General features: G+C 35.5%; 30 protein-coding genes and 1 riboswitch. Of the genes, 25 read left to right on the top strand and 5 right to left on the bottom strand.

What is annotated here, in order from left to right; translation table 11 throughout:
* Positions 1-21 precede the first annotated feature (21 nt).
* Positions 22-1,131 carry a YqgU-like beta propeller domain-containing protein gene (locus P2Q73_RS07730; protein WP_275785553.1) on the top strand — a complete coding sequence of 370 codons (1,110 nt, stop codon included), beginning with the start codon at positions 22-24 and terminating at the stop codon, positions 1,129-1,131.
* A 46-nt stretch (positions 1,132-1,177) separates the two neighbouring features.
* Here P2Q73_RS07730 and P2Q73_RS07735 read toward each other — a convergent pair whose 3' ends face one another.
* Positions 1,178-1,357, bottom strand: coding sequence for a DUF2759 domain-containing protein (locus P2Q73_RS07735; protein WP_053588887.1), 180 nt, complete (start codon positions 1,355-1,357; stop codon positions 1,178-1,180).
* A 152-nt stretch (positions 1,358-1,509) separates the two neighbouring features.
* Between P2Q73_RS07735 and P2Q73_RS07740 the strand changes: the two genes are divergently transcribed.
* A complete protein-coding gene (locus tag P2Q73_RS07740) occupies positions 1,510-2,148 on the top strand; it encodes an MBL fold metallo-hydrolase (protein ID WP_275787400.1) in 639 nt (212 codons plus the stop codon).
* Between the two features lie 243 nt (positions 2,149-2,391).
* On the opposite strand, the gene P2Q73_RS07745 is transcribed toward P2Q73_RS07740, so the two are convergent.
* Both P2Q73_RS07745 and P2Q73_RS07750 read right to left on the bottom strand, forming a co-directional pair.
* Positions 2,392-2,634, bottom strand: coding sequence for a DUF2626 domain-containing protein (locus P2Q73_RS07745; protein WP_275785557.1), 243 nt, complete (start codon positions 2,632-2,634; stop codon positions 2,392-2,394).
* Positions 2,635-2,821: 187 nt separating this feature from the next.
* Positions 2,822-3,502: a helix-turn-helix transcriptional regulator gene (locus tag P2Q73_RS07750; RefSeq protein WP_275785561.1), complete on the bottom strand. Its 681-nt coding sequence runs from the start codon at positions 3,500-3,502 to the stop codon at positions 2,822-2,824.
* 192 nt (positions 3,503-3,694) lie between these two features.
* On the opposite strand from P2Q73_RS07750, the gene comGA reads away from it, so the two are divergent.
* The 11 genes from comGA to gcvPB all read left to right on the top strand — a co-directional run bounded on the left by comGA (position 3,695) and on the right by gcvPB (position 12,280).
* Positions 3,695-4,711: a competence type IV pilus ATPase ComGA gene (comGA, locus tag P2Q73_RS07755; RefSeq protein WP_056831708.1), complete on the top strand. Its 1,017-nt coding sequence runs from the start codon at positions 3,695-3,697 to the stop codon at positions 4,709-4,711.
* Complete coding sequence (gene comGB / locus P2Q73_RS07760; RefSeq protein WP_275785563.1) at positions 4,692-5,756, top strand: competence type IV pilus assembly protein ComGB; 1,065 nt, start codon at positions 4,692-4,694, stop codon at positions 5,754-5,756. Before comGA ends, comGB begins: the two co-directional genes overlap by 20 nt.
* An 18-nt stretch (positions 5,757-5,774) precedes the next feature.
* Complete coding sequence (gene comGC, locus P2Q73_RS07765; protein WP_056832100.1) at positions 5,775-6,122, top strand: competence type IV pilus major pilin ComGC; 348 nt, start codon at positions 5,775-5,777, stop codon at positions 6,120-6,122.
* A complete protein-coding gene (gene comGD / locus P2Q73_RS07770) occupies positions 6,100-6,537 on the top strand; it encodes a competence type IV pilus minor pilin ComGD (RefSeq protein ID WP_056831712.1) in 438 nt (145 codons plus the stop codon). The genes comGC and comGD overlap by 23 nt, the downstream gene beginning before the upstream one ends.
* Positions 6,530-6,838 carry a hypothetical protein gene (locus tag P2Q73_RS07775; protein WP_275785567.1) on the top strand — a complete coding sequence of 103 codons (309 nt, stop codon included), beginning with the start codon at positions 6,530-6,532 and terminating at the stop codon, positions 6,836-6,838. The genes comGD and P2Q73_RS07775 overlap by 8 nt, the downstream gene beginning before the upstream one ends.
* A complete protein-coding gene (gene comGF, locus P2Q73_RS07780; RefSeq protein WP_275785570.1) occupies positions 6,817-7,272 on the top strand; it encodes a competence type IV pilus minor pilin ComGF in 456 nt (151 codons plus the stop codon). Before P2Q73_RS07775 ends, comGF begins: the two co-directional genes overlap by 22 nt.
* Positions 7,250-7,444: a hypothetical protein gene (locus P2Q73_RS07785; RefSeq protein ID WP_053588895.1), complete on the top strand. Its 195-nt coding sequence runs from the start codon at positions 7,250-7,252 to the stop codon at positions 7,442-7,444. The genes comGF and P2Q73_RS07785 overlap by 23 nt, the downstream gene beginning before the upstream one ends.
* Before the next feature lie 26 nt (positions 7,445-7,470).
* Positions 7,471-7,983, top strand: coding sequence for a shikimate kinase (locus P2Q73_RS07790; RefSeq protein WP_056831718.1), 513 nt, complete (start codon positions 7,471-7,473; stop codon positions 7,981-7,983).
* Positions 7,984-8,100: 117 nt separating this feature from the next.
* Positions 8,101-8,195: riboswitch (glycine riboswitch) on the top strand.
* A gap of 157 nt (positions 8,196-8,352) precedes the next feature.
* Complete coding sequence (gcvT, locus tag P2Q73_RS07795) at positions 8,353-9,456, top strand: glycine cleavage system aminomethyltransferase GcvT (RefSeq protein ID WP_053588897.1); 1,104 nt, start codon at positions 8,353-8,355, stop codon at positions 9,454-9,456.
* A 24-nt stretch (positions 9,457-9,480) separates the two neighbouring features.
* Entirely contained in the window at positions 9,481-10,827 is a 1,347-nt protein-coding gene (gene gcvPA / locus P2Q73_RS07800; RefSeq protein ID WP_275787403.1) for an aminomethyl-transferring glycine dehydrogenase subunit GcvPA, read from the top strand.
* Positions 10,820-12,280: an aminomethyl-transferring glycine dehydrogenase subunit GcvPB gene (gcvPB, locus tag P2Q73_RS07805; RefSeq protein WP_275785575.1), complete on the top strand. Its 1,461-nt coding sequence runs from the start codon at positions 10,820-10,822 to the stop codon at positions 12,278-12,280. Before gcvPA ends, gcvPB begins: the two co-directional genes overlap by 8 nt.
* A gap of 765 nt (positions 12,281-13,045) precedes the next feature.
* Here the strand turns inward: gcvPB and P2Q73_RS07810 are convergent.
* Together P2Q73_RS07810 and P2Q73_RS07815 are read right to left on the bottom strand one after the other, a co-directional pair.
* Positions 13,046-14,314, bottom strand: coding sequence for an AAA family ATPase (locus P2Q73_RS07810; protein ID WP_275785578.1), 1,269 nt, complete (start codon positions 14,312-14,314; stop codon positions 13,046-13,048).
* Positions 14,315-14,391: 77 nt separating this feature from the next.
* A complete protein-coding gene (locus tag P2Q73_RS07815; RefSeq protein WP_375219389.1) occupies positions 14,392-14,766 on the bottom strand; it encodes a rhodanese-like domain-containing protein in 375 nt (124 codons plus the stop codon).
* A gap of 111 nt (positions 14,767-14,877) precedes the next feature.
* On the opposite strand from P2Q73_RS07815, the gene P2Q73_RS07820 reads away from it, so the two are divergent.
* From P2Q73_RS07820 to accC, 12 genes are all read left to right on the top strand, one after another.
* Positions 14,878-15,714 (top strand): lipoate--protein ligase family protein, encoded by an 837-nt coding sequence (locus P2Q73_RS07820; protein ID WP_056831729.1) that lies wholly within the window; start codon positions 14,878-14,880, stop codon positions 15,712-15,714.
* A 159-nt stretch (positions 15,715-15,873) separates the two neighbouring features.
* Positions 15,874-18,438: a vitamin B12-dependent ribonucleotide reductase gene (locus tag P2Q73_RS07825; protein ID WP_053588902.1), complete on the top strand. Its 2,565-nt coding sequence runs from the start codon at positions 15,874-15,876 to the stop codon at positions 18,436-18,438.
* Between the two features lie 134 nt (positions 18,439-18,572).
* Positions 18,573-19,001, top strand: a complete 429-nt coding sequence (locus P2Q73_RS07830; RefSeq protein WP_056831731.1) for a hypothetical protein — start codon at positions 18,573-18,575, stop codon at positions 18,999-19,001.
* A gap of 70 nt (positions 19,002-19,071) precedes the next feature.
* Positions 19,072-20,136: a M24 family metallopeptidase gene (locus P2Q73_RS07835; RefSeq protein ID WP_275785585.1), complete on the top strand. Its 1,065-nt coding sequence runs from the start codon at positions 19,072-19,074 to the stop codon at positions 20,134-20,136.
* A 17-nt stretch (positions 20,137-20,153) separates the two neighbouring features.
* Positions 20,154-20,711, top strand: coding sequence for an elongation factor P (gene efp / locus P2Q73_RS07840; RefSeq protein WP_056831734.1), 558 nt, complete (start codon positions 20,154-20,156; stop codon positions 20,709-20,711).
* Between the two features lie 380 nt (positions 20,712-21,091).
* On the top strand, positions 21,092-21,301 hold the full coding sequence (locus P2Q73_RS07845) for a SpoIIIAC/SpoIIIAD family protein (protein WP_053588906.1): 210 nt from the start codon (positions 21,092-21,094) through the stop codon (positions 21,299-21,301).
* A gap of 3 nt (positions 21,302-21,304) precedes the next feature.
* Positions 21,305-21,688, top strand: a complete 384-nt coding sequence (locus P2Q73_RS07850; protein ID WP_053588907.1) for a hypothetical protein — start codon at positions 21,305-21,307, stop codon at positions 21,686-21,688.
* Positions 21,689-21,702: 14 nt separating this feature from the next.
* Complete coding sequence (locus tag P2Q73_RS07855; protein ID WP_275785593.1) at positions 21,703-22,614, top strand: stage III sporulation protein AE; 912 nt, start codon at positions 21,703-21,705, stop codon at positions 22,612-22,614.
* A gap of 300 nt (positions 22,615-22,914) precedes the next feature.
* Positions 22,915-23,247, top strand: a complete 333-nt coding sequence (locus P2Q73_RS07860; RefSeq protein ID WP_056831738.1) for a hypothetical protein — start codon at positions 22,915-22,917, stop codon at positions 23,245-23,247.
* A 4-nt stretch (positions 23,248-23,251) separates the two neighbouring features.
* Complete coding sequence (locus tag P2Q73_RS07865) at positions 23,252-23,785, top strand: SpoIIIAH-like family protein (RefSeq protein ID WP_053588910.1); 534 nt, start codon at positions 23,252-23,254, stop codon at positions 23,783-23,785.
* Between the two features lie 153 nt (positions 23,786-23,938).
* Positions 23,939-24,436, top strand: a complete 498-nt coding sequence (accB, locus tag P2Q73_RS07870) for an acetyl-CoA carboxylase biotin carboxyl carrier protein (protein ID WP_053588911.1) — start codon at positions 23,939-23,941, stop codon at positions 24,434-24,436.
* 79 nt (positions 24,437-24,515) lie between these two features.
* Positions 24,516-25,868 carry an acetyl-CoA carboxylase biotin carboxylase subunit gene (gene accC / locus P2Q73_RS07875; RefSeq protein ID WP_275785599.1) on the top strand — a complete coding sequence of 451 codons (1,353 nt, stop codon included), beginning with the start codon at positions 24,516-24,518 and terminating at the stop codon, positions 25,866-25,868.
* The last annotated feature ends 5 nt before the right edge of the window (positions 25,869-25,873 follow it).

The raw sequence follows: 25,873 nt of genomic DNA on the forward strand, positions 1-25,873 counted from the left end.
AAAGGTGAAAGGGGGAGTCAGTTGAAGAGAATCGGTATTCTTATTGTTTTTGTTCTATTGCTTCAAGCTTGTACAGAGATCAATAATCCCGGGGGAGAAGAAGTTAAGACCCCAGTTACAGATGAAATTTCAGTTCCAGAAAATACGTCCAAATCATCTTCTCAAGAAATCCCTTCCATTTCAATGGCTTCCTCAAACTTTCACAGTGTGATTGGTTGGCTTTCTAATGACGAGATTGCTTTTGTACTTATAGATAAAGGAAAATGGACTGTGCAATCTTATTCAGTTTCAAAAAATGCATGGAAGGTTATTTATTCTTCTACACTACCAATTATTCAAGCAACCTTACATCCAAACAAAGAATTGATATTATTACATACATCAAATAATTCATCTTCAGCAGAAGTGCAAATTATACATAAGAATGGTTTCTTAGTACAAAGTTTAACTTTTGAATCAGATGAATTATATATGGATTGGCATCCAACAAATCAAGATCTAATAGTATTCACGGCTTTTTATGAGGATTGGACGTTTAATACATTTGTTTATGATGGGTCTACTCAACAATTACAATCAATTGAGGTAGAAAATCCATTCGTTAAATGGTATGATGATGAGCATTTGATGGTGTTTAGAGGGTCTGAAAGTGGTTTAGATGGATATGAATTAATGCTATATTCTGTTCAAGAGAAGACACTAAAAGAAACAGGGGAAATTCATTTAGTGGATGTTCAAAATTTAGGTGAAAGTATGTTATATATTCAAATCAATGAACCGAAAAATATATTTGAATATCGCTTGCAAGATAAGAATCATGAAAATTCCTTTGAATGGACAACGCCTGCTATTAGCAATTATTCGGAATGGGTTATTCCAACCATTTCTATTGTAGATACAAATTCATTATTTCTTATTAAACCAGTGGAAGCAGGGAATATGGATGAGATTGATCAAAGAGGAGTTCTTTCAATTTATTCATTGGAAGGCGAGAAAGAGTTGGGAGAGGTAAACTCTCAACCAATTGATTGTTCACCAAACGGAGAAACCTGTCTTGCAGGATACGAGAAAGATCATTGGATTCAGACAAATCCTTTTAAAGAACAGCGATGGTTACAACTAGAAGAATAGAAAAAAGCTGCTGTACAACTTGTACAACAGCTTTTTTCATAACATTTTAGTGTAAGCTTGGTGGAAAACCTTGGTTCACGATTGTCATGACTGTAAAGAAGCCAAAAACAGCAAATGTACCAAAGTTAAATAGAACTCCTAGCACATTCTTTTCTTTGAAAGCTTGGAAAGTGCCGATTACAGCTAAAACTGTAACGAGTCCAAAAATAACCATTAATAAGTTCATGAAAGACACTCCTTTCGACATCAGAAAATGAATGTCGCTTTACATATTCCTCTTCTATTGTAATTGTATTCGCCATTTTTGTCGAGAGATAAAAGTGGCGAATAATTGAACAAAGAATTAGAAACGATTAGAATAGGAAAGAGGTGATTATTATATTAAATGTTAGATCTTATCCATTAGGATATATACAAACAAACTGTTATATCGTATCAAACTCATCTAAGCAATGCTTAGTATTTGATCCAGGTGGTGATGCGGAAAAATTAATAAGTGAACTAAAACGATTGAATTTAAAACCAGTCGCAATTTTGTTAACACACGCCCATTTTGATCATATAGGTGCGGTAGACCCTGTAAGAGATGCTTTTAAGGTTCCTGTCTATATACATAATGCTGAAAAGAAATGGTTAATGGACCCTTCCAAAAACGGTTCTGGTAAATATGCGGAAATTCCATCTATTACATGCACAGAAGCGGATGTTATATTGTCAAACGAATCCATTTTAGAAATAGAGGATTTCTCCATTCAGCTTTTTCATACACCTGGCCATTCACCAGGTAGTTTAACGTATTATTTTGAAAGTGAGTCTTTTGCAATTGTAGGCGATACACTCTTTCAAAATAGTGTAGGAAGAACGGACTTGGCCGGAGGAAACAACGCAGAATTAATGAAGTCTATTCATACAAAATTATTAACCTTGCCAGAAACAACGATTTTATACCCTGGTCATGGTCCAGAGACAACTCCAGAAAATGAAATGGAATCCAATCCATTTTTAAATGGTTTTTGACTGAAATAATAGAGAAGTAGACAGTTTCGAAGCTAACCACTCGCTTTCCGTGGGCGAGCGCAGAGCCGCTGGGGCACACACGATGTTGTATAGCATGAGGATGTGGCGTTCTTACCCTTTATTACATGAACTCCTAAGGAGTCGAGCGAACGCTCCAACAAGTTAATGGTAAACCATAAGCAAAATCCATATTAAAAGGCAGTTAGAATGAAATCATTCTAACTGCCTTTTTTGTGAACATTATTAATGTCCAGCTCCTGGTACTTGAATAAACGTTGTGTAGTATGTAAAACCAGCGAAGAAGAACATTAGGTAAGCTCCAAAGATGTACATATACATACGTTCAGAAAGGTTTAAGAACCCTAAAAGAAGGAAAATCCCCGTATTTGCTAAAAATAGTAAAGAAGCTTCTGTCATATCACCTAAATAAAACATAACTGCAAAAATCCCTGTCCAGAAAGCCATTACTTTATACATATTGCCCATTTGTAGTCCCTCCTTTTGCAACGACACAAATATTCTCATATTCATTATAAATGAAAGTGTTCGCGCATGTAAACCGTATAAAATATTTCTTCTTTGTATTCCACTTTATTTTGTCACAAATATGTTCCATTTATAAGTTTTTAAAAGAAGTAACTTTGAGTGTTACATGTTCGTTCATTAATTCTCATTATAAAACTTCTATGTGATATAAGCAATTTTGACATTGATCTTGCATGCTTTCCAATTGAATAAAATCATTTGTTGGAAATAATGCATCAAATTGTCCTCTTAAAAAGGATTCATGTAATGCACAAATTAATTCGGATTGACTTTTCAAATGATTTTTGTAGGGGCAATTATAAATGGCGAACGTAATCACTTTTTTATGATTTTTCTCTTGTATAGTCGGAAAATAACCGATAGATGCCGCATTTGCCTTTAATATTTGTATTTTTTCCTCAAAGGACGCTGGAGAAGTGAGTTTACTGCTCGTTAGCAGTTTCCCATTTTCATAAGCAATTTCTTTTCCTTTTACAATAGCTTGCTCACCAAGAGAGCTTACAAGATCTATTAACCACTGTAACAGAAGATGATCCTCTTGCTTTGGAAAGCTTAAATATACAGGATTTTCAGCAAGACTATAAATTCTTGCAGGTCTTCCACCTTTCCTGTTCTTGATAAGCTCAGAACGCAAAAAATTGGAATCATTTAGTTTAGATAGGTGCAATCTCGCAACATTCGGATGTATACCAAATTGATCGGCTATTTCCTGTACCGAAACTACTTTTGCTTCTTTTACAATATATTGATAAATAGAATACCTTGTTTCATCGGCTAACGTACTAGTAAGCTGTAATGTATTCGGCATCTTTTTCCCTCTTTTCTACATGTTGTCTCTATTATAATAAATCTTTTGTATTTGCCAAAGGAGTTTCACTAATTCGATATAATTATTAGAAAATTCTATAATATATCTATCTTTTTAATTAATTTCCAAGTATACTAGTTTTGTACAAGCTGTTTTGCGGTCACAACTTGTACCTGGAGAAAGGAAAGATGCATGCAGCAATTAGAAAATATTATCGAACAAAAATGCTTTCAGCTACTTAAGAAGGCTCATGGTTTTGGTGCTTCAGATTTGCACATGATTCCAAACGAAGAAAATTACTATTACTACTTTAAGAAAAATTCTCAAATGTTTGAAGCAGGGAAGCTTCCCCTAAACATGGGAGAACGGTTTATTTCATTCTTCAAATTTTTATCCTCTCTTGATATCAGCGAAAAAAGAAAACCACAAAGTGGTTCCTTTCAACAAATCTTTAACTCTCAAAAATTTTCATTTCGTGTTTCTACATTACCATCCATTTTCGGAAGAGAGTCATTAGTTATTCGACTGCAACAACATGATAATGCGAAACTATTGCATTCCTTATCCTTATTTCAAGATGCTTCCGACAAAATAATGGAGCTTGCTACTAATCGTCAAGGATTAGTCCTTTTTGTTGGTCCTACTGGTTCAGGCAAATCTACAACTATGTATTCACTCACTAAGTATTGTTCGGAGAATTTGAATCGACATGTAATCTCGCTAGAAGATCCTGTTGAAAATAGTCAATCTCACTTATTGCAAATTCAAGTGAATGAACGCTCAGGCGTCACGTATGCAGCAGGATTGAAAGCGATATTAAGGCATTCACCAGACGTCATTATGATCGGCGAGATACGTGATGAAGATACTGCAAAAGCTGCTATTCAAGCTGCTTTGACAGGTCATTTGGTCGTTTCAACTATTCATGCCAAAAATGCTGTAGGTTCATTATATCGGTTGATGGATCTTGGAGTATCGGCTGAGGAATTAAAGCAAACAGTAATTGGTATAGTTGCGCAGAGACTAGTGACGGTTTCCTTCACGAAACAGCCAGATTTATCGGCAATATTTGAAATTATTTCCGAAGACCTTTTGATGGAAGCATTAAACTCATTAATATCTGGAACGGATTTTAAGATTCCTCATTCGTTAACACTTTCTTATCAAATAGAGAGAGGTGTGCGTGAAGGTGTTATTCAAAAAAATTAACGACTATTGTACGCGTAAACGGGAAACGATCCCATCGCATATACAACCTTCCTTCTTAAAAAGACTTAGTGAACTATTACAAGAAGGTTATACCTTTCATGAATCTGTTTCTATGTTGCTACCATTTCATGTGAAAAATTCTGATTTGGTAATTAAAAAAATGACGGAAGTGCACAAAAACGGTTTAAGTGTTACGGAAGTTTTTAGATTATTAGGCTTTCCTAATAGGCTATTGCTTCCAATCGATTTGGCAACAAACCACGGGAAACTTCAAGATACTATATTTGTTCTAAGTGTCCAAGCGGCTATTTTTGAAAGGGCTAGAAAAAGATTTAATAGTTTATTGATGTATCCATTATTTTTGTTTGTAGTAATTTTCCTACTTTTTACTGTATTTAAGATTTATTTCCTGCCAAATATGGAATCGTTGCTACATACAAGATCTTCTGGAGATACTGACAATTCTTTAATTTGGACGAGTATACTACTGCAATTGCCTAATTATTTCTTGATTGGTTTCCTATTTCTTTGTTTTGCTATGTTAGTTCTTATAAAAATGATACGTAATAAAAAAATAGAGTTTCAGATAGCTTTCTATTTAAAAGTTCCGTTAGTAAATAAATGGTATCGACTCTTTTTGACAAGAGTATTTTCTAGAGAAATGGGAGTGCTGATAGATAGCGGCATGTCACTTCAGCAAGCATTTGATTCGTTGATCAAACAGGAAGAACATAAAACTCTTCAATATATCTCGATTCAAATGAAAGAGAAAATAATACATGGAGAGTCTTTTTCAGATGCTTTATTGTTGCTAAATCATTTTACTAAAGACTTCCATCAATTTGTTATTCACGGGGAAATAAGTGGTTACCTAGGTAGAGAGTTGAGCTTGTATAGCGAATTCGTAACAGAAAGAATAGAAGAAAAGCTATCCAAATACTTAAGTATTCTTCAACCTACACTTTTCTTAATACTAGCTATTTTTATCATTGGAGCATACTTGGCAATCTTGTTACCAATTTATAAAATGATCAATATTGTATAAAAGGAGAAGGAACTATTGATAAAACTGATAAGGAACAACAAAGGATTTACTTTGATAGAAATGATGATAGTGTTACTAATTATTTCTATTCTGATTTTAATAACAATACCAAATGTGACGAAGCATTCAGCCTCCATAGATGATAAGGGTTGCAAGGCTTTTGCTAAAATGGTGGAAGGACAAATTCAAGCGTACAAAATAGAGTTTAAAAAGATTCCAAAAGTAGAGGATTTAACAAAAGAGGGATATCTTAAAGGAATTGAGAGTTGCCCTAATGGCACAGACATCATCATTGATGAGAATGATGGAAGTGTAACAATTACTGGAGACGTAACTGCTAGAAATGAAACGATATCTCTTACATGAAAAAGGATTTACTTTTATCGAAATGCTTCTTGTTCTTGCTATAGTAATGGTAGTGTCTGCCTCTATAATTTTTGTGACCTCTTCTAAGTTTGAGAAGATGGAAGAGAAGCGTTTTTTCAAACAGTTTCACTTGGATGTACAAAGTCTTCAGAGTACTGCTTTGGCAGAAGGAATTTATACTCATTTAAACTTTTTTGAGAATGGAACAAAATACAAAGCAAGACATTCAAATGAAATATATATGGAATATGAATTGCCGAAAGGAATTCGATTATCTCGAAATAGTTACTTGAAAGAAATAGTCTTTCACCCAAATGGAACTGTCAAAGAATTTGGAACTCTATTGTTTGAAACAGACAATGGTTTAAAGGAAGTTTACGTTTATATAGGTAAAGGAAAATTAAAATATGAATAATAGCAAGGGGTTTTCCTGGCCAGAGACTATCGTGTCTTTAAGTGTAATATTTTTAATAGCAACTATGTTACTGCCTCTATTAAGTAATATGGTAGTTCAACTGGAAGAGAAAAAAAGGCAATATCATTCCTCGATTGTAATAAATGAAGGTGTAAAAATGTACTTTGCAGAACGTTTGCTACATGGTTCCTTGTGGATTGATGAGATAGAATATACGTTTACAATTGAAAATCAACAAATATGTGTAAATTATGAAGGAATGAGTGAGGAGAAAATGAATTGCCTACTTATAACATATTGAACAAAAATAATGAAGAAGGGTATACCTTGATCGAATCAGTATTTCAACTCTCAGTACTTCTAATTTTTTCTCATATATTCGCTGTAACTATCGGTTGGTTGAGTTTGATGGAGGTTCAGGTGACAAATCCTACCGAAACAGAGTGGGCTTTGTTTATAGAAGATGTAGAAAACTATTTGAACGATTTAGATATGATAATGGTACAAACAAGAAACACTGGTATACGTTTTATTAAGGAAGAAGTTGAGTTTGATATAGAAATTTATCAAAATTTGATTCGAAAACAAAAAAATAGATTAGGACATGAGCAAATGTTACTCCATGTGAAATCTATAAACGTAAGTATGGAAGGTCAACTGTTATATTTTTCTGTAAAATTTGAGAATGGGATAGATAAGGAGCATACATTCTATGTTACGTATAATTCAGAGTGAGAGAGGTGTACTATTGCCGGCTTCTATCTTACTTCTATTATTTGTTTCACTAACAATTTTATCTATCACTACTGCTTATCAATCAAAATATCGAACATATGATTCGTTGGAATTGAGCAATATTAATGCTACTATCAAAAGAATAGAAATTTTTAATACAATCGAACAATAATTCTGGTAGTAGTGAGTTGGTGAATCGTGTACAAAGTATATTTAGTTGGTTTTATGGGGAGTGGTAAAAGTGCGGTCGGCAGAAGACTGAGCTATTTATTGAAGATGCCCTATTATGATATGGATAAAGAGCTTGTAAAAAAAGAAAAAAGGACGATTCCTGAAATATTTGAGCAGGAGGGAGAGGCCTATTTTCGTAAGATTGAAACAGAGTTTCTTCAAAATTTCCGTAATGAGTCCTGTATTATTTCCACTGGTGGTGGCGTTGCGATGAATGAGGAAAATATTCGAATAATGCGTAAGACGGGACTGGTTTTATATTTAGATGCTACTTTTCAAGATATTTGGATGAGAGTGAAGAATGATAAAAACAGACCTGTCGTTCAAAGTAGTACTAGGGAAGAATTGGAGCAGCTATATATTAAAAGACGTAAAAATTATAAGAAAGCTGCACACATTACAATTCTTACGGAAAATCGTCATTTACGACAAGTGACAGAATATGCTGGTTATCAGGTAAATAGGCTGAAAGGCGAATGATTTTATAAAATTTATATAAAATGTTCGTCTTTAAACTAATTTATTAAAAAGGATTGCTTACTTTTGAGTTCAATGTTAGGATATAGACAAAGCGAGTGATAATTACAGATTTAGCGGATGAGGATACGGGGAGAGAACGCCTAAAGTGCGTCGCCGAAGGAGCAAGTAAAGAAATTTATGAATCTCTCAGGCAAAAGAACTCGTATAGGACGCAACTCTGGAGAGTGCTTTCGTTGAGTATCACGCAAAGCCACCAAAGAGGAAAGCCGTTTTCGGTAAACTTTCAGGTGCCAGGACAGAGAACCCCTGTTTTTTTAAAGGGGTCACTCTGTCTTTTTTTGTGTGAAAATTATAAAGGGGGAGAATTTTGTGTCAGAACAGTTGAAGCGTACACCTCTATATGAAGACTATGCCAATTATGGTGGGAAAACCATTGATTTTGGTGGATGGGAATTACCCGTGCAATTTTCTAGTATTAAGGAAGAACATGAAGCGGTAAGAACGAAAGCAGGACTTTTTGATGTCTCTCATATGGGAGAAATCTTTGTAACCGGTTCGCAAAGCGAGTCTTTTTTACAAAAAGTGATGACGAATGATGTTTCTAAACTTGTAAATAACCAAGCTCAGTATACGGCTATGTGTTATGAAGACGGTGGTATAGTAGATGATTTATTAGTTTACAAGATGGAAGATAACCACTATCTTTTAGTCGTAAATGCATCTAATATTGAAAAAGATTTTGAATGGCTGAAGCAAAATGCATCTGGTGATGTAGAACTTGTCAATAAATCAGATGATTATGGACTGTTAGCGTTACAAGGACCACTCGCACAAAGTATTTTACAAAAGTTAACTTCCAAAAATCTAGAGGAAATTGGATTTTTCCGATTTGCAGATCATGTCGAAGTAGCTGGAAAATCGGTTCTTGTTTCTCGTACTGGTTATACAGGTGAGGATGGATTTGAACTCTATGCAGCTAGTACGGATCTTTCCGAATTATGGAGCAGCATTTTAAATGCTGGTAAAGAGGAAGGTTTACTTCCTTGTGGACTTGGAGCACGCGATACTTTACGTTTTGAAGCATGTCTTCCTTTATACGGGCAAGAGCTTTCAAAAGATATTTCTCCATTAGAAGCTGGAATCGGATTTGTTGTGAAGCTCAAAAAAGAGCAAGACTTCAACGGTAAATCTGTACTAGTTGAACAAAAAGAGAATGGTGTACCGAGAAAAAGCGTTGGTATTGAAATGATTGATAAAGGAATTCCTCGTACAGGGTATCCAGTTTTCGCTGGTGAAAAACAAATTGGATTTGTAACTACTGGAACGCAATCTCCTACTCTTAAAAAGAATATTGGCCTTGCACTGATCGATGCCGACTTTACAGAAATCGGCACTCAATTAGAAGTTGAAATTAGAAATAAGCGTTTGAAAGCTGTCACAGTAGCTACGCCATTTTATAAAAAACAAAAATAATCGCAGAAAGAGGTTGTCCATTTGATAAAGCATCGTTATTTACCAATGACTGAACAAGATCAAAAGGAAATGCTGGATGTTATAGGCATTTCTTCCGTTGATGAATTGTTTGCAGACATTCCGGAGAAAGTGCGTTTTAAAGGTGAGTATAATATTAAACCTGCTAAAGCGGAGTCTGCTTTGTTAAAAGAATTATCTGTACTTGCTGATAAAAATGCACATAGTAAAAAGTATGCTTCCTTTCTTGGTGCAGGAGTTTACGATCATTTTAAACCGATAATCGTAGATCACGTTATTTCAAGATCTGAATTTTACACTGCTTATACACCTTATCAACCGGAGATCTCTCAAGGTGAACTACAAGCTATTTTTGAATTTCAAACAATGATTTGTGAGCTTACTGGAATGGATCTTGCAAACTCTTCGATGTATGATGGTGGTACTGCACTTGCGGAAGCTGGTAACTTGGCAGCTGGTCACACGCGTAGAAAAAAACTATTAGTTTCGGAAGCTGTTCACCCAGAGTATATTGATGTAGTAAAAATGTATGCAAAAGGTCAAAACGTTCAAGTTGTAACGATTCCTACTAATAATGGTGTAACTGATTTAGGGAAATTAGAAGAGTTAGTAGATGAAGAAACAGCAGCTGTTCTAGTCCAATATCCTAATTTCTTCGGTCAAATTGAAGATTTAGCAAAAGTGGAGCAACTAACACATGCTCAAAAAGCATTATTTGTTGTATCTTCAAATCCACTTGCTCTTGGAGCTTTAACTCCTCCAGGAAAGTTTGGTGCAGATATTACAGTTGGGGATGCTCAACCTTTTGGTATCTCGGAAGCATTTGGTGGACCTCATTGTGGTTTCTTTGCTGTATCATCTAAGCTTATGCGTAAAGTTCCAGGACGTTTAGTAGGGGAAACAACAGATGAAGAAGGTCGACGTGGGTATGTTTTAACATTACAAGCTCGTGAACAACATATTCGTCGTGACAAAGCAACTTCAAATATCTGTTCAAACCAAGCGTTAAATGCACTTGCCGCATCAGTAGCAATGACTGCTCTTGGTAAAAAAGGTGTAAAAGAAATGGCGATTCAAAATATAACAAAGACTCATTATGCAAAACAAGCATTTGAAAAAGCTGGATTTGAAGTTCCTTTCCAAGGACCTCACTTCAACGAAATTGTAGTTAAAGTAAATGGATCTGTAGCAGATGCAAACAAAGCACTTCTTGAAAAAGGAATTATTGGAGGTTTCGACCTAGGTCGTGTTATCTCTGACCTTAAAAATCATGTATTAATTGCCGTTACCGAGCAACGTACAAAAGAAGAAATAGATGCACTCGTGCAAGAAATGGGGGCTCTTTATGCATAAGGATAATCAACCATTAGTTTTTGAAATTACAAAGGAAGGTAGAGTAGGATATAGTCTACCTGAGCTCGATGTTCCAGAAGTAGATATTAATTCTTTGTTGCCACAGGGCTTACTTCGAGAAGAAGAAGCGGAGCTACCAGAAGTATCAGAGCTTGATATTATGCGTCACTATACAGATCTATCGAATCGTAACCATGGAGTAGATACTGGTTTCTATCCACTTGGATCTTGTACGATGAAGTACAATCCAAAAATTAATGAATCAGTAGCACGTTTCCCTGGATTTGCAAATATTCACCCATTACAAGATGAGTCTTCTGTGCAAGGTGCTATGGAATTAATGTATGATCTACAACAACATTTAGTAGAAATTACTGGAATGGATGAAGTAACATTACAACCAGCTGCTGGTGCCCATGGTGAATGGACTGCATTAATGATGATTCGTGCATTCCATGAGGCAAATGGAGATACTCAGCGTACAAAAGTAATTGTTCCTGACTCCGCACATGGTACAAATCCAGCATCAGCTACAGTTGCAGGTTTTGAAACGATTACAGTAAAATCAGACGAAAATGGATTAGTAGATTTAGAGGATCTTCGTCGCGTTGCTGGTCCAGATACAGCAGCTTTAATGCTTACAAATCCAAATACGCTTGGTTTATTTGAGGAAAGTATTTTAGAATTAGCGGAAATCATTCACGGTGTAGGTGGAAAACTATACTATGATGGCGCTAACTTAAACGCGGTTATGTCTAAAGCACGCCCTGGAGATATGGGCTTTGACTGTGTTCATTTAAACTTGCATAAAACATTTACAGGTCCTCATGGTGGCGGTGGTCCAGGTTCAGGTCCGGTTGGAGTTAAAGCAGATCTAATTCCTTTCCTACCAAGCCCAGTTCTTGTAAAAGAAAATGATCAATATAAATTTGACTATAATCGTCCTCAAACAATTGGACGTGTGAAACCATTCTACGGAAACTTTGGAATTAACGTACGTGCATACACATACATTCGTTCAATGGGTCCAGATGGTCTAAAAGCTGTAACTGAATACGCAGTTCTAAATGCAAACTATATGATGAGACGTTTAGAAGCATATTTTGATTTACCATATAACCGCCATTGCAAGCACGAATTCGTACTTAGCGGTCGTCGTCAAAAGAAATTAGGTGTCCGTACACTTGATATGGCAAAACGTCTGCTTGACTTCGGATATCATCCACCAACAATCTACTTCCCATTAAATGTAGAAGAAGGTATGATGATCGAACCAACAGAAACAGAATCAAAAGAAACATTAGATGCTTTCTGTGATACAATGATTCAAATTGCAAAAGAAGTAGAAGAAAATCCAGAAATCGTTCAACACGCACCACATACGACAGTAATCAATCGCTTAGACGAAACAAAAGCTGCTCGTCATCCAGTATTGCGCTATACAAAAGCATAAAACTTGAAAAGAGATTCGAGATAATCGCATTTCTAATTATAGACAAAAGGTATCAAGAGGATGTCCTCTCGATACCTTTTGTCATTTTTTTGATTTTAATAGTAAAGCTGAGGATGTTAATTATATGAAGCCTTCAGTTGACTGAAACGGAGGACGGCGACTCCAGCGGGAAGAGCGTGTCGGGTGAGACCCCGCAGGAGCTAACAAAGGAACGAAGGCTAAGGACGCCTTGTCAAACGGAAGGCAATCTAAGTTCGCCGCGTCCTGCGGCAACGATTGCATGACCCACATCCTGTGGGCCTCAAGCCTTCATGACCAACATCCTGTCGGCCTGAGGAGGCTCACGGACCGCCCGCGGAGAGCGTCCGTCCGCAGTTGAAAATCAGCGATAATAGAATCTAAATATTTTTAGATGAAAAAATCTGACTTTTTTAAAATAATCACCAAGGCGAGTTACAATGAATGATGCGTTTGTATATTCAATCCTATTGATAAGTTGTATTGTTCATGGAGCCCTCACTTGATTGAAACGGAGGACGGCGACTCCAGCGGGAACAGCGTGTCCTGGTGAGACCCCACAGGAGCTTGCGACGAGGAGGCTCACGGACCGCCCGCGGAAAGCGTCCGTCCGCAGTTGGAAATCAGCGGTAATAGTATCTAAAAATGTTTAGATGAAAATTCTGTCCAGACCGTAGGGCAACCTTGAAATCCTTCGCGTTTGTCCACAGTCTAAAATAGCCAATAGAAGCTGTTCACTTCTTCGATTCAAAATCCAATAGAATGTTCGTCATTCTCCCATTCTTTTTTCATAGATCTTTTATTTTGTTTTAGCAACTCTTCAATACGCTCTTCATATGCCAGTTTCCCATCATAATGCCAATTTAATGCAACTGACATATACAATTCGTTAAGCTGGGACATAGATAACCCTTTCGAACGTTTCGCCATATCTGTAAATTGTTCGTCCGTAAAAATATGTCTAATATCTAACTTTCGTAAGTACTGCTCTCGAACTTTATCCGAAGGAGATGGTATCTCGTATGCACGGTCAAACCGACCTGCACGATTTATAAGCGCTGGATCTATTTTTTCCGGGTAGTTTGTCGTTCCGATGATAAATAACCCTTCTCGAGATTGAACACCGTCTAGCGTGTTTAAAAAAACGGATCTCGTATATTCAGGCATCGAATCAATATCTTCAATAACGAGAATTGCAGGAGCAAGTCTTGTCACGATACCAAATACTTCTTGAATAGAATGACTTCCAGTAAATTCGGTAATTTGCCAATAAACAACAGGTGCTTTCGTTGAGCCTGTGATGGACTTTACTAAAGTTGTTTTCCCATTCCCAGGACTGCCATATAGTAAAATTCCTCGTTTATAGGGTAGGCCATATTCTTTGAAAAAATGACCGTCCTCTTTAAAAAATTCATCAATAGAACGAAATATATCTTGCTTTATGCTATGTGCTAATAATACGTCCTCACGATTAACAACAGCTTGCTCGCCATAATTTCTTCGCTGGACTCCATTTTCTGTATCAACTAAATAAGTAATCGATTGCATAAGTAATTGTCTTAACTTTTCGTTGATTTCGTTTAAAAATAGTAATGCTTTTTCTGCTGACGTAGAAAAGAAACGATATTCCGGCCAACTATGACTAGAAGAATAGTTAAAAGACAATGTCATTCCTACATCATATTCTGGAAAGTAGATCAATTTATTTTCAAAGGTTTCCGTAATTTCTAAACCTGTGCCTAAATTTAATGTAGATTTACTCATAATTTTACCTAGAGGCTGTGTTTCGAAAATATAGCTCAGTGTTTCATAAGCTAATAAGTTCTTCTCCATCATTTCTAATAAGTTTGCATCAAGTTGAGATATTGTTTCTCCAATTGAAATATTTTTCCAATCGCCTTGTTTTCTTTCATTTAAGGCCCAAATGATCCTTTTTGAAACAAACGCAAAGTCCTCATAATTAGGAAGAGTATTTCTAAAATCCTCGTGATGTGAAAATAACGTTTTCTCCTTCATTCCATACCTCCAGAAAATTTAGTGAGTGTTGAAATAAAAAAGGTTCCTCTAACGATAAGAAGAACCTTTATGTATTATTATTTAGATTTAATTTTACCTGTCCAAGTTTTAAATCCGCCTTGAAGTTGGTTTAATTGTGTATATCCTTTTTTCTTTAGGAACATTGCTGCACGTGCACTTCTTGCGCCGTTTTGATCATATAGATAAACTGGTTTATCTGGACGAATTTCTTTATAACGTTGACGAAGCTGTGTGGAAGGGATATTTCTTGCACCAAGAATATGACCTGAATCAAACTCCTTAGGTTCTCTCACATCAATTAATTGTGCCTTACGATAGCCTTCGATAAATTGTTCCTGATTAAGGTTTGTAACGGTCTTCTTTAAACGGAGAGCTTGGATACCAGCATAAACTAGTAAAACAATAATTACTACAAGTAGAGTGTATAAAATATTTAACACGGTCTTTCCCCTTTCTATGTTTCCATATTCATTATAAAAGATTCACTAGATACAATTCAATCTATTTGATAAAATGAATAAGGTTGTTAGGGGGAAGATTTGATGGAAAAGAAAAAATGGTACTTTATTAATTCTGGACCTTGTAGTCCATCTTATAACATGGCGCTTGATGAGGCTTTGCTAGATTGGCACAGTGAAGGGCTGATTCCACCAGTAATTCGTTTTTATGAATGGAATCCAGCGACTCTATCTATCGGTTATTTTCAATCTGTTGAAAAAGAAATAGATTTAGATGCAGTAAATCGTTTAGGTCTGGGGTTTGTTCGTAGACCTACTGGGGGAAGAGGAGTACTACATGAGCATGAACTAACATATAGCGTGATTGTGACTGAAAGTTATCCTGATATGCCAGCAACCGTGACAGAAGCTTATCGTGTGATAAGTGAAGGGTTATTGCTTGGATTTCAAAATCTAGGTTTAGATGCATACTTTTCTATTCCAGACACAGAAGAGAAAAAGCAAAATCTAAAGAAGCCTAAAACTGCTGTCTGCTTTGATTCGCCAAGTTGGTATGAATTAGTAGTAGAAGGAAAGAAAGTTGCAGGAAGTGCCCAAACACGTCAAAAAGGTGTTATTTTACAGCATGGTGCAATCTTATTAGATCTGGATGAAGATAAACTTATCCAGACGTTTAAATTTTCTTCTGAAGCGCTACGTGAGAGAGTAAAAGCAAGTTTATCTAAAAAAGCTGTGGCCATCAACAAAATTAGTCAAAATCCTGTAACAATCGACGAGTGCAAAAAAGCATTCAAAAAAGGATTTGAAGATGCGTTGCAGATTGAATTAGTAGAATTTGCCCTATCAGAAGAACAAGAATTATACGTAAATGCGCTTGAAAAAAAGCGTTATGATAATAATCAATGGAATTTTAAAAAATAAAATTTATTTTTTTAGGAAATAAGTCCATTGACCATTGCTACATATGACTTTTGAAGAAATTCATATATTTGCAAAAAAACACAACATATAGTATGGTTTAAAAATAACCATACACCATATATGGTGTGTTTTATTTTTAAATAAAAGGGAGGCAATATGATGGTATTAGCATCTCAGAACAATAATGCAACCATTAACATTGATCAGTTAAACAAAGACATTCAACTATTTCCACAAGTACATCCAATTACAGAAGACATGAAATTGACGCACAAAGGTGTTTCCCGACTAGTAATGATTGACCGTTATTCATTTAAAGATACGGAAAAGAAAACGCTAAAAGCAGGAGATTTTGTCGTTCTTACTGTAAAAGCTGACCCGAAATTTCCTGCACGCGGTTTAGGTCATATCGTTTCAATCGACCAATCGACAAAAACTGCAGAAGTGCTTATTGAAGAAGACTATAGAAGTGCAATTGATGATCAAGATGAACTTGAATCAGGAATTGTAAAACGTTCTCTTAATGTTATTGAGAAACCGTTGGAAGTGTATTATGAGCAAATTGCCAAACGCAATGCTACTGGACTTGCTTCGGTTGAAAAAACAGAGGAAAAACGCAAGGAATGGTTTGAGAAGTTCTACCAACAATTAGTTTCTTTGAAATTTATTCCAGCTGGACGAGTTCTTTATGGAGCAGGTACAGGTACAGACGTAACTTACTTTAACTGCTACGTAATGCCATTTGTTCCCGATTCACGCGAGGGAATTAGTGACCATCGTAAGCAAGTGATGGAAATTATGAGTCGTGGTGGTGGTGTTGGAACGAACGGTTCGACGCTTCGCCCGCGTAATACATTAGCTAGAGGTGTAAATGGTAAATCTTCTGGTTCGGTATCATGGCTAGATGATATTGCTAAACTAACTCACTTAGTTGAGCAGGGTGGTTCACGAAGAGGAGCACAAATGATAATGCTTGCTGACTGGCACCCGGATATTGCGGAATTTATCATTTCTAAAATGCAAAACCCTCGAATTCTTCGTTTTTTAATTGAAAATACGAATGATGAGACGATTAAACAATTAGCTAAGGACAAGCTTAAATTTACCCCTTTATCCAATCAAGAAGAAGCAATGTACCAGGGAATAGTAAATTATAAAGCGATTCCTGGATTAGGTGGCTTCAGCGATGATATCATTCGTGAAGCAGAAACAAAACTTCGTGATGGTGGTAATTTTACTGTTCACAATCCTGAATTTTTAACAGGTGCAAATATTTCTGTTACGTTGACAGATGACTTTATGAAAGCAGTCGAAGAAGATGCAGACTTCGAACTACGTTTCCCAGCGATTGAAACCTATTCTCCAGAAGAGATGGTATTTTATAACAAACATTGGCATGAAGTTGGAGATGTTCGTGAATGGGAGAAAATGGGTTATGCTGTTCGAACATATCGCACTGTAAAAGCAAAAGAGTTATGGAATTTAATTAATATTTGTGCTACTTATTCTGCAGAGCCAGGTATTTTCTTTATAGATAATGCGAATGAAAAAACGAATGCAAAAGCATATGGACAAAAAGTAGTTGCTACGAATCCATGTGGGGAACAGCCGCTTGCTCCATATTCAGTTTGTAACCTTGCAGCTGTTAATTTAGCTCAATTTGCTAACAAGGAAACTAAAACGGTTAACTTTGAAGCTCTAAAAGAAACAGTGAGTGTTGGAGTTCGTATGCAGGATAATGTAATAGATGCAACTCCGTATTTCTTAGAAGAAAATAAAGTACAAGCTTTAGGTGAAAGACGTGTAGGTCTTGGAGTTATGGGACTAGCAGATCTTTTAATCTACTGCGAAAAAGAGTACGGATCTGAGGAAGGCAATATTCTCGTTGACGAGGTATTTAAAACGATTGCAATTGCTGCTTATGAAACTTCAGCGAACTTAGCAATTGAACGAGGAAGCTTCCCATTTTTAACTGCAGAAACAGAAGAAGAAACAAATCGTTTACGTAAAGCATTTACAGAGACTGGTTTTATGCAATCTATGCCAGAGGAAATTAGAAATTCTATCGTTGAAAATGGAATTAGAAACTCACATCTACTAACAGTTGCTCCAACAGGATCTACTGGAACTATGGTAGGAGTCTCTACTGGTTTAGAACCTTATTATTCTTTCACATATTATAGAAGTGGACGTTTAGGAAAGTTCATTGAAGTAAAAGCGGATATCGTTCAAGAGTACTTGCAAGCAAACAATGATGCAGATGAAAACAACTTACCTGAATGGTTTGTTACTGCAATGGAGTTAGCGCCAGAAGCTCATGCGGATGTTCAATGTATTATTCAACGCTGGATTGATAGTTCAATCTCTAAAACAGTTAATGCACCAAGAGGCTATACGGTTGAACAAGTAGAAGGTGTATATGAACGTCTATACCGTGGCGGAGCTAAAGGTGGAACTGTTTATGTTGATGGAAGTCGAGATTCTCAGGTTCTAACATTGAAAGCAGAAGAAAATACGCTTGACGATCAAAGACAAGAAGAAAAAGTATTTGAAAAACGACCAATCGTTTTAATTGATACGATTCAGGATTTGCGTTCAACAAATGTTACAATCGGTTCTGAAGTTGGTAATACTTGTCCAGTTTGCCGAAAAGGAACTGTGGAAGAAATGGGCGGATGTAACACATGTACAAATTGTAATGCGCAATTAAAGTGCGGATTATAAAATAAATGCGTAAAAAAACACATGCTCGAGAGTAACTCCTCGGTATGTGTTTTTTTGTTTTTTTAGAAGTTTTATACCTTTTTGTTTAATATTCATCTTTCAGCATCAAACTGAAGCAAAAAGGAGAGATGATTATGAAAGAAAAGGGATTATCGATTAGTACTAGTTTTGTAGCTGCATTAATTTGCACTTTATTGCTTAAAGTGATCGATTTGTTTCATTGGATCAAGTGGAGTCCAATTGGTTATGCAGACAAATTACAAATGTTCGAATCAGTCCGTCCTCTAGGGAAATGGGTCATTCTTTTTATTGTAGTATGGTTTATTTGTTTTGTATTTTATTATATAAGTCTGATTTTTATTAAAATTCCTGCCTCTATTACTAGCTTGGCACTTGGAATCATTTTTGCAATTATTATGGAATGGATATTTTTAGATAAGGATACGCTTGCGAAAACAATTAAACATTTGTCGATTCCATTTATTTGTATCGTTGTAATGTTAGTAAGGTTTATGATGGAATCTGCTATTTTTCATGCACAGGATAATCCTCTTAGTAAATGAAAAATTTACCCGCGTCTCTTCCTATGATAAAATAAAGTGAAGATATAAATAGAAAATGAGATGGGGTATAATGATGAAACTTGAGAAGTTACGTGCTGCTTTAGAAGAACAAGGTGTGGATGCTTTACTGATTACAAACGGTTATAGCAGACGTTATATGACTGGTTTTACTGGTACAGCTGGTGTAGCAATTGTGTCTAAAAACGATGCAGTATTCATTACAGATTTTCGTTACACAGAGCAAGCGGCTAGTCAGATAAAGGACTACCGTATTGTACAGCATACAAAAACTTTAATAGAAGAAGTTGCTAACCAAGTTACAGAAATGGGCATTAATTCTATTGGATTTGAAAAAGACGATTTAACGTATAGTGGCTATGAATTGTATAAACAAGCTATCCAAGCAGATTTAGTACCACTTTCAGGACTAGTGGAAAAAATTCGCTTGATTAAGACTGAGGAAGAGATTAGTATTATAAAGTCGGCTTGTCGTATTGCGGATGAGGCTTTTAACCATATTGTTACATACATAAAACCGGGGATGACAGAGCTTGAAGTGTCAAATGAGCTTGAATTCTTCATGAGAAAACTTGGTGCCTCGTCTTCATCTTTTGATACGATCGTTGCTTCTGGTGTAAGATCTGCACTTCCTCATGGCGTAGCAACTAGCAAAGTCATTGAAGTAGGGGACTTTGTGACACTTGACTTCGGTGCACTTTATAATGGGTATATTTCAGATACGACTCGAACAATTGCTGTTGGGGAACCGAGTGACCAATTAAAAGAGATTTATCAAGTAGTTTTAGATGCACAATTACTTGCATTGGAAAAAATAAAACCAGGAATGACAGGTAAAGAAGCAGACGCAATTGCACGTGATTATATTGCTTCAAAAGGATATGGTGAAGAATTTGGTCACTCTTTAGGTCACGGAATTGGGCTTGAAGTACATGAAGGTCCAGGGCTTTCTTTCCGATCTGATATTACACTAGAACCAGGGATGATTATTACAATTGAGCCGGGAATTTACTTACCGAATATCGGTGGAGTTCGTATAGAGGACGATGCAATTGTAACTGAAAATGGTCTAGAAAAACTTACGCATTCGACAAAAGAATTACTCATTTTATCTTAATATTTGGAGGAAAAATAATGATTTCTGTAAATGATTTTAAAACAGGTTTAACAATAGTAGTAGATGGAGTACTTTATCGTGTACTGGATTTCCAACACGTTAAACCAGGTAAAGGAGCAGCGTTTGTTCGCTCTAAACTTAGAAACCTTAGAAATGGTTCAGTAAATGAGAAAACTTTCCGTGCTGGTGAAAAAGTAGAGAAAGCTCAAATTGATAACAGAAAAATGCAATATCTATATGCAAGTGGAGATCAACACATTTTCATGGATACAGATTCTTATGAGCAACTTGAATTAAACGAAACACAAATCGAATACGAATTAAAATACTTACGTGAAAACATGGAAATTCATATTATTCAGTACCAAGGAGAAACACTTGGAGTGGAATTACCAAAATCAGTTGAACTGGAAGTGACTGAAACTGAACCTGGTATTAAAGGGGATACTTCTGGCGGTGGTTCTAAAACTGCAACTCTTGAAACTGGTTTAGTTGTAACTGTTCCACTTTTCATCAATGTTGGAGATCGACTAATTATCAACACAGATGAAGGATCATACGTATCAAGAGCTTAATTTAAAAATAGTTATATAGTTTAATTTCATTAAAGAGTCATGCAAAAATGTGACTCCTTAATGAGAAATAGAGGCAGTTGGAATGATTTCATTCTAACTGCCTTTTTTGCTGCATCATATAATTATATCTTAATGAATAAATGTCATAATTGCTTCTTGTAACAAAAAACACGAATATTCACTTATATAGAGTTCTATTACGTTGATTGGAGCGGAAAGCGTCCGCCTGGAACGAAAATCAATAGTTTCAATTTTTAATGCAAAAGAAACAATAAACTTCAGGTTTATCTAAAGATAAAAGAGTCACGCAAAATGCGTGACTCTTTTTCATATTTGAAGAACTTGTATCATATGCTGAAGATATGGAAGGGGGAGGCATTGTGGAACTTCACGATGTACTTCGAGTTGCTGGTATAGGGTTATTAATTGCTATACTTCATTTGTTTTTTGAATCAACCGGAAAAAAAGAGTTTGCCTTTTTTTTATTTTTTGTAGGATATATTTATATGACCATTGAGCTGCTTCGTTTACTGAGGGTATTTTTTTATGAAATATCCACATTCCTTGAATGGCTTATTATGTCGAGTTAGCAAATGATAGTATACATAACGATTATAATCGCATTCATTTTGCTGCAATTTATTGATGAAACTTATCCACGACTTCACTCTATTATTTATACAATTTTTATATTTTTATTCTTAACATACTTATTAATGACTTATATTATCCCTAATACAAATCAATTTATCTCCGTTATACCAACTAATCTCTTACCAGTATTTAAGCTACTTATGTTCTCTGTCATTCTTTTAATAGTTTCTCAAATAATTGAGGAACTTTTGACGGATTATGAGTATACAAGCCTTGCAACTATACTAACTTTTACAACAAAAGCAATATTGCTACTTGCCTGGCTCGATCATATGAAACAATTTTACTCTAAATTCTTTTCCATAATGGGACTACTCTCTTGAAGGAATGAATCAAAATGGATGAAATGCTCACGAATTTGCTACTCCCAGTAAAAGAAGTCATTCAAACATTTACGTATATCCTGCTATTTGGTTTTATTTTTCTTTGCTTAGAATGGCTCATTCCAAAGAGCAAAAGATTGTTAAAGTTATTATTTATTTATCTTATTTGCTTCTTATGTTTAGAACCTGCTTATCGAACGCTAGAAATGATTCAAACCCTTACAAGCCAGTTAGTTACACTTTTTTTAGGAATGTATCCAGTACTAACCGCAGGTATTGCTGTTTCTGGTGGAGCGTTGCTAGTAACTTTATGGAATCCAGCGGTAGTATTCTTTTCAACGTTTACAGCATTTATGGCAGAGAAAGTATTGATACCATCAATTATGGCTGCATTTCTTCTAGATTTGATCAGTCGAATACATCCAGCAACCTCTTTTTCGAAACTGTCAGATCTCATTAGGATGACATTAATTGGTATGACGTCAGTAATCCTTGTATTATATAGCTTCTTCATAACAGTCAATGGTGTGATTACATGGACGGTAGGAGGAGCGGTTAATGAATCTGTTAAACGATTAATACAAAACTCTATACCATTTGTAGGGTCCTTATTAACTGAAAGTATTAGCACGATGAAAACATATTCTTCATCTGCCTCGGTTATAACTGGAAATTCATTACTAATCTCCGTATTAGTTTTAGTTTCGATTCCAACGATTCAAACAATATTAATTGCTTTTTTATATAGACTATTAGCTGCAATTTTGGAACCGTTTTTAGATTCAGGGATAAGTGGGCTTCTAGATGATATTGGAAGAACACTCTTTGTTCTATCTATTATTTCGGTATTGATTGCTTTTGCGTTCTTTTTCACGATTATATTAACGATGCTCTTTGCAAAACTATTAGTTAGTGGGAAAGGATAACTCTCATCATTCAAACAATTTTATTTGGCATATTAATCATTGTCGTGATTGGGGAGCTTATTTCAATTCTATTAGAACATGTAGATAAAGAGAAATCGAGCTTTATAGTAAAAATTGCGATAATATTTTGGATTCTGTCTAATCTCTTCATATAAATAGTTTTTGATGCATAAAGTATTATATCCATAATGAAAAGAAGGGTGAAGCACTATCACACTTAAACAAAAACCCACTTTTCGTTTTGTTGTTATAGGAGGAGCAGTACTTTTCATAAGTCTACTTTTTTCAGGTCTTCTTAATATGGATAATGTTAGTAAAACAGAAACGAATGTAGAAGAACTTCAAACACCAGATGAGTTAGCTTCTGTTCTTGAAAGAATTAGAGGCGTTGGTCGAGTAGCTGTTTATTATCATTATTCAAATGGATCTGAGGAAGCTACGGAGAGTGATGTATCATTTTTCCAATGGACAAGTGACAGCAAAAGGGACAAGGAGGAGCTAATTGGAGTATTAGTTGTGGCGGAAGGAGCGAGCGATAAACGCATTCAAAACAAGCTTGTAATAACACTTTCATCTGTTTTACAAATATCCCCACATAGAATTGTGATTGAAGAAATGGAATTGGAGGAATAATAACATGAATGTAAAAAAGAGATCTATTTGGTTTTTAACTTTAATTAGTTTAGTAGCTGTTATTACTGTTTTTTATGTAACAGATCGACCATCGCCATTCGATGGAATAGCATTATTCTCAAATGATACAATAGAAGATGTAGACCTAGTTGAAACTTCTTCCACAAACGAACAGTCATTTACTTCAAGTAGCAATGCCTTTGAAGAAATGAGAATGGAAGTTCAAGGGAAAAGAAGTCAACTTCGTGAGCAATTAACGACTAAAGTAGGTAGTAACGATTTCACTGCAGAAGAAAAAGATGAAGCATATAACCAAATTGAAGAATTAGTGAAAATAGATTCAACAGAGGCTATGCTGGAGCTAATTATCAAATCATTAGGTTATGATGATGCGCTAGTAAGAATTGAAAATGAATCTGTATTAATAGATGTTGTGTCAAATGAGCAGTCCTCTCAAAAAGCGGATGAGATCATTTATGCTGTAAAAAGAGAGTGGCCACAAGCTTATAAGGTAGAAGTTAAGTTTGACGGTCAATAACATATATTATCGGTTCTGTCAAAAAAAGTGCCATACTGGCGCTTTTTTTTATTATTTCCGAAGTTTTATCCTCTAGCTATTTAAAATTATCATAAAAACGTCTAAAATGAGAAGAGTAAGTATAATTATGTATACAAAAGGGAGACAGGTAAAATGAAGATCCAAGAAATTAGAGAAATTATTAAATTAATTGATCAGTCCACACTAGATGAATTTTTATATGAATCAGAAGGAACTAAAATCAAATTAAAAAAGAATGATAAAGGTTCTGTAACTTCTACTGGATTCGCATTAGAAAGTTCTGTTGTTTCAGAACAACCTATAGTAGTGGAAGAAAAACAAGTACAGGTAAGTGAAACTCCTAAAGAAAAAGTGGAGGAAAAAGTGGAAGAAGTTGTAGAAGAAACTTCATTACATAAAATCACATCACCTATGGTAGGTACTTTCTATCAATCATCATCTCCTGATGCTGATGCATACGTTCAAGTTGGAACGAAGATTTCGACTGATTCTGTTGTGTGCATTGTAGAAGCAATGAAGTTATTCAATGAAATTGAAGCAGAAGTAAATGGAGAAGTGGTTGAGATCCTTGTAAAAGATGGACAATTAGTAGAATATGGTCAGCCTTTGTTCCTTGTAAAAGAAGTTTAAAAAGCAGACGCTATCTTCAACAAGGTAGATTCGGTTTAATGAAAAAATTTGCTTTTTAATTACGGAGGAAGGGGCAAGATTGATGAAAAAAGTATTAATAGCCAATCGTGGAGAAATTGCGGTTCGTATCATTCGAGCTTGCAAAGAAATGGATATAGAGACAGTTGCAGTATATTCAGAAGCAGATCGCGACGCGTTACATGTTCAGATAGCGGATGAAGCTTATTGTATCGGTCCGAGATTATCGAAGGATTCTTATTTAAATTTTTCTAATATTATTAGTGTTGCTAAACTAACTGGTTGTGATGGAATTCATCCTGGGTACGGATTTTTGGCAGAAAATGCAAGCTTTGCAGAGTTATGTGAAGAATGTGCTATCACATTTATCGGACCATCCTCATCTGCCATCTCAAGTATGGGTACTAAGGACGTTGCAAGAGAAACAATGAGAAAAGCTGGAGTACCAGTAGTACCAGGTTCTGTTGGAATTGTCGCAGATGAAGAAGAGGGTTTGAAAATTGCTAATGAGATTGGTTTTCCAGTAATCATTAAAGCAACTGCTGGAGGCGGCGGTAAAGGAATTCGTGTTGCTAGGGATGAAGAAGAACTAGTAAAAGGAATTAAAATTACTCAAAAAGAAGCCGCTGCTGCATTTGGTAATCCAGGAGTTTACTTAGAGAAATTTATAGAAGAATTTAGACATGTTGAAATCCAAGTATTGGCAGATGGACAAGGAAATGCTGTACACTTAGGTGAGCGAGATTGTTCTATTCAACGTAGAATGCAAAAGCTCGTGGAAGAAGCACCATCTCCAGCATTATCCGAAGAAATTCGTTCTGCAATGGGAGAGGCAGCTGTAAAAGCTGCGCTTGCTGTAGACTATAAGAGTGCTGGAACAGTAGAATTTATATTTGATCATATCAATCAAAAATTTTACTTTATGGAAATGAATACGCGTATTCAAGTAGAGCATCCAGTTACTGAAATGGTTACTGGTATTGATTTGATTCAACAACAGTTAAAAATTGCTTCTGGAGAAAAATTAGCTTTTGAACAAAAAGATATTCAAATTAAGGGATGGGCAATTGAATGTCGTATCAATGCAGAAAATCCAGCTAAAAACTTCATGCCATCTCCAGGGAAAATTGACATGTATCTTGCTCCAGGTGGGTATGGTGTTCGTGTTGATTCTGCAATGTATCCAGGCTATAGTATTCCACCATTTTATGATTCGATGGTAGCTAAACTGATTACGTTTGGAGATACTCGTGAAGAAGCAATTGCAAAAATGAAACGCGCATTAGGTGAATTTGTCATAGATGGTGTGGAAACGACTATTTTATTCCACGAAAAATTGATGAATCACGAAGTGTTTGTTTCTGGAGATTTTGACACAAAATTTTTAGAGAAGTACGATGTAATCAATTCATAAAAGGA

Source organism: Bacillus sp. Cr_A10 (genome assembly GCF_029222665.1).
Taxonomy (GTDB): Bacteria; Bacillota; Bacilli; order Bacillales_A; family Planococcaceae; genus Psychrobacillus.

What these genes read in the sequence shown, in the direction of transcription:
- P2Q73_RS07735 (WP_053588887.1), bottom strand. Translation starts at nt 1,357, where the DNA reads ATGAACTTATTAATGGTTATTTTTGGACTCGTTACAGTTTTAGCTGTA.
- P2Q73_RS07745 (WP_275785557.1), bottom strand. Translation starts at nt 2,634, where the DNA reads ATGGGCAATATGTATAAAGTAATGGCTTTCTGGACAGGGATTTTTGCA.
- P2Q73_RS07750 (WP_275785561.1), bottom strand. Translation starts at nt 3,502, where the DNA reads ATGCCGAATACATTACAGCTTACTAGTACGTTAGCCGATGAAACAAGG.
- comGA (WP_056831708.1), top strand. Translation starts at nt 3,695, where the DNA reads ATGCAGCAATTAGAAAATATTATCGAACAAAAATGCTTTCAGCTACTT.
- comGD (WP_056831712.1), top strand. Translation starts at nt 6,100, where the DNA reads ATGAAACGATATCTCTTACATGAAAAAGGATTTACTTTTATCGAAATG.
- P2Q73_RS07775 (WP_275785567.1), top strand. Translation starts at nt 6,530, where the DNA reads ATGAATAATAGCAAGGGGTTTTCCTGGCCAGAGACTATCGTGTCTTTA.
- P2Q73_RS07785 (WP_053588895.1), top strand. Translation starts at nt 7,250, where the DNA reads ATGTTACGTATAATTCAGAGTGAGAGAGGTGTACTATTGCCGGCTTCT.
- gcvPB (WP_275785575.1), top strand. Translation starts at nt 10,820, where the DNA reads ATGCATAAGGATAATCAACCATTAGTTTTTGAAATTACAAAGGAAGGT.
- P2Q73_RS07810 (WP_275785578.1), bottom strand. Translation starts at nt 14,314, where the DNA reads ATGAAGGAGAAAACGTTATTTTCACATCACGAGGATTTTAGAAATACT.
- P2Q73_RS07820 (WP_056831729.1), top strand. Translation starts at nt 14,878, where the DNA reads ATGGAAAAGAAAAAATGGTACTTTATTAATTCTGGACCTTGTAGTCCA.
- P2Q73_RS07825 (WP_053588902.1), top strand. Translation starts at nt 15,874, where the DNA reads ATGGTATTAGCATCTCAGAACAATAATGCAACCATTAACATTGATCAG.
- P2Q73_RS07830 (WP_056831731.1), top strand. Translation starts at nt 18,573, where the DNA reads ATGAAAGAAAAGGGATTATCGATTAGTACTAGTTTTGTAGCTGCATTA.
- P2Q73_RS07835 (WP_275785585.1), top strand. Translation starts at nt 19,072, where the DNA reads ATGATGAAACTTGAGAAGTTACGTGCTGCTTTAGAAGAACAAGGTGTG.
- efp (WP_056831734.1), top strand. Translation starts at nt 20,154, where the DNA reads ATGATTTCTGTAAATGATTTTAAAACAGGTTTAACAATAGTAGTAGAT.
- P2Q73_RS07850 (WP_053588907.1), top strand. Translation starts at nt 21,305, where the DNA reads ATGATAGTATACATAACGATTATAATCGCATTCATTTTGCTGCAATTT.
- P2Q73_RS07855 (WP_275785593.1), top strand. Translation starts at nt 21,703, where the DNA reads ATGGATGAAATGCTCACGAATTTGCTACTCCCAGTAAAAGAAGTCATT.
- P2Q73_RS07860 (WP_056831738.1), top strand. Translation starts at nt 22,915, where the DNA reads ATGGATAATGTTAGTAAAACAGAAACGAATGTAGAAGAACTTCAAACA.
- P2Q73_RS07865 (WP_053588910.1), top strand. Translation starts at nt 23,252, where the DNA reads ATGAATGTAAAAAAGAGATCTATTTGGTTTTTAACTTTAATTAGTTTA.
- accB (WP_053588911.1), top strand. Translation starts at nt 23,939, where the DNA reads ATGAAGATCCAAGAAATTAGAGAAATTATTAAATTAATTGATCAGTCC.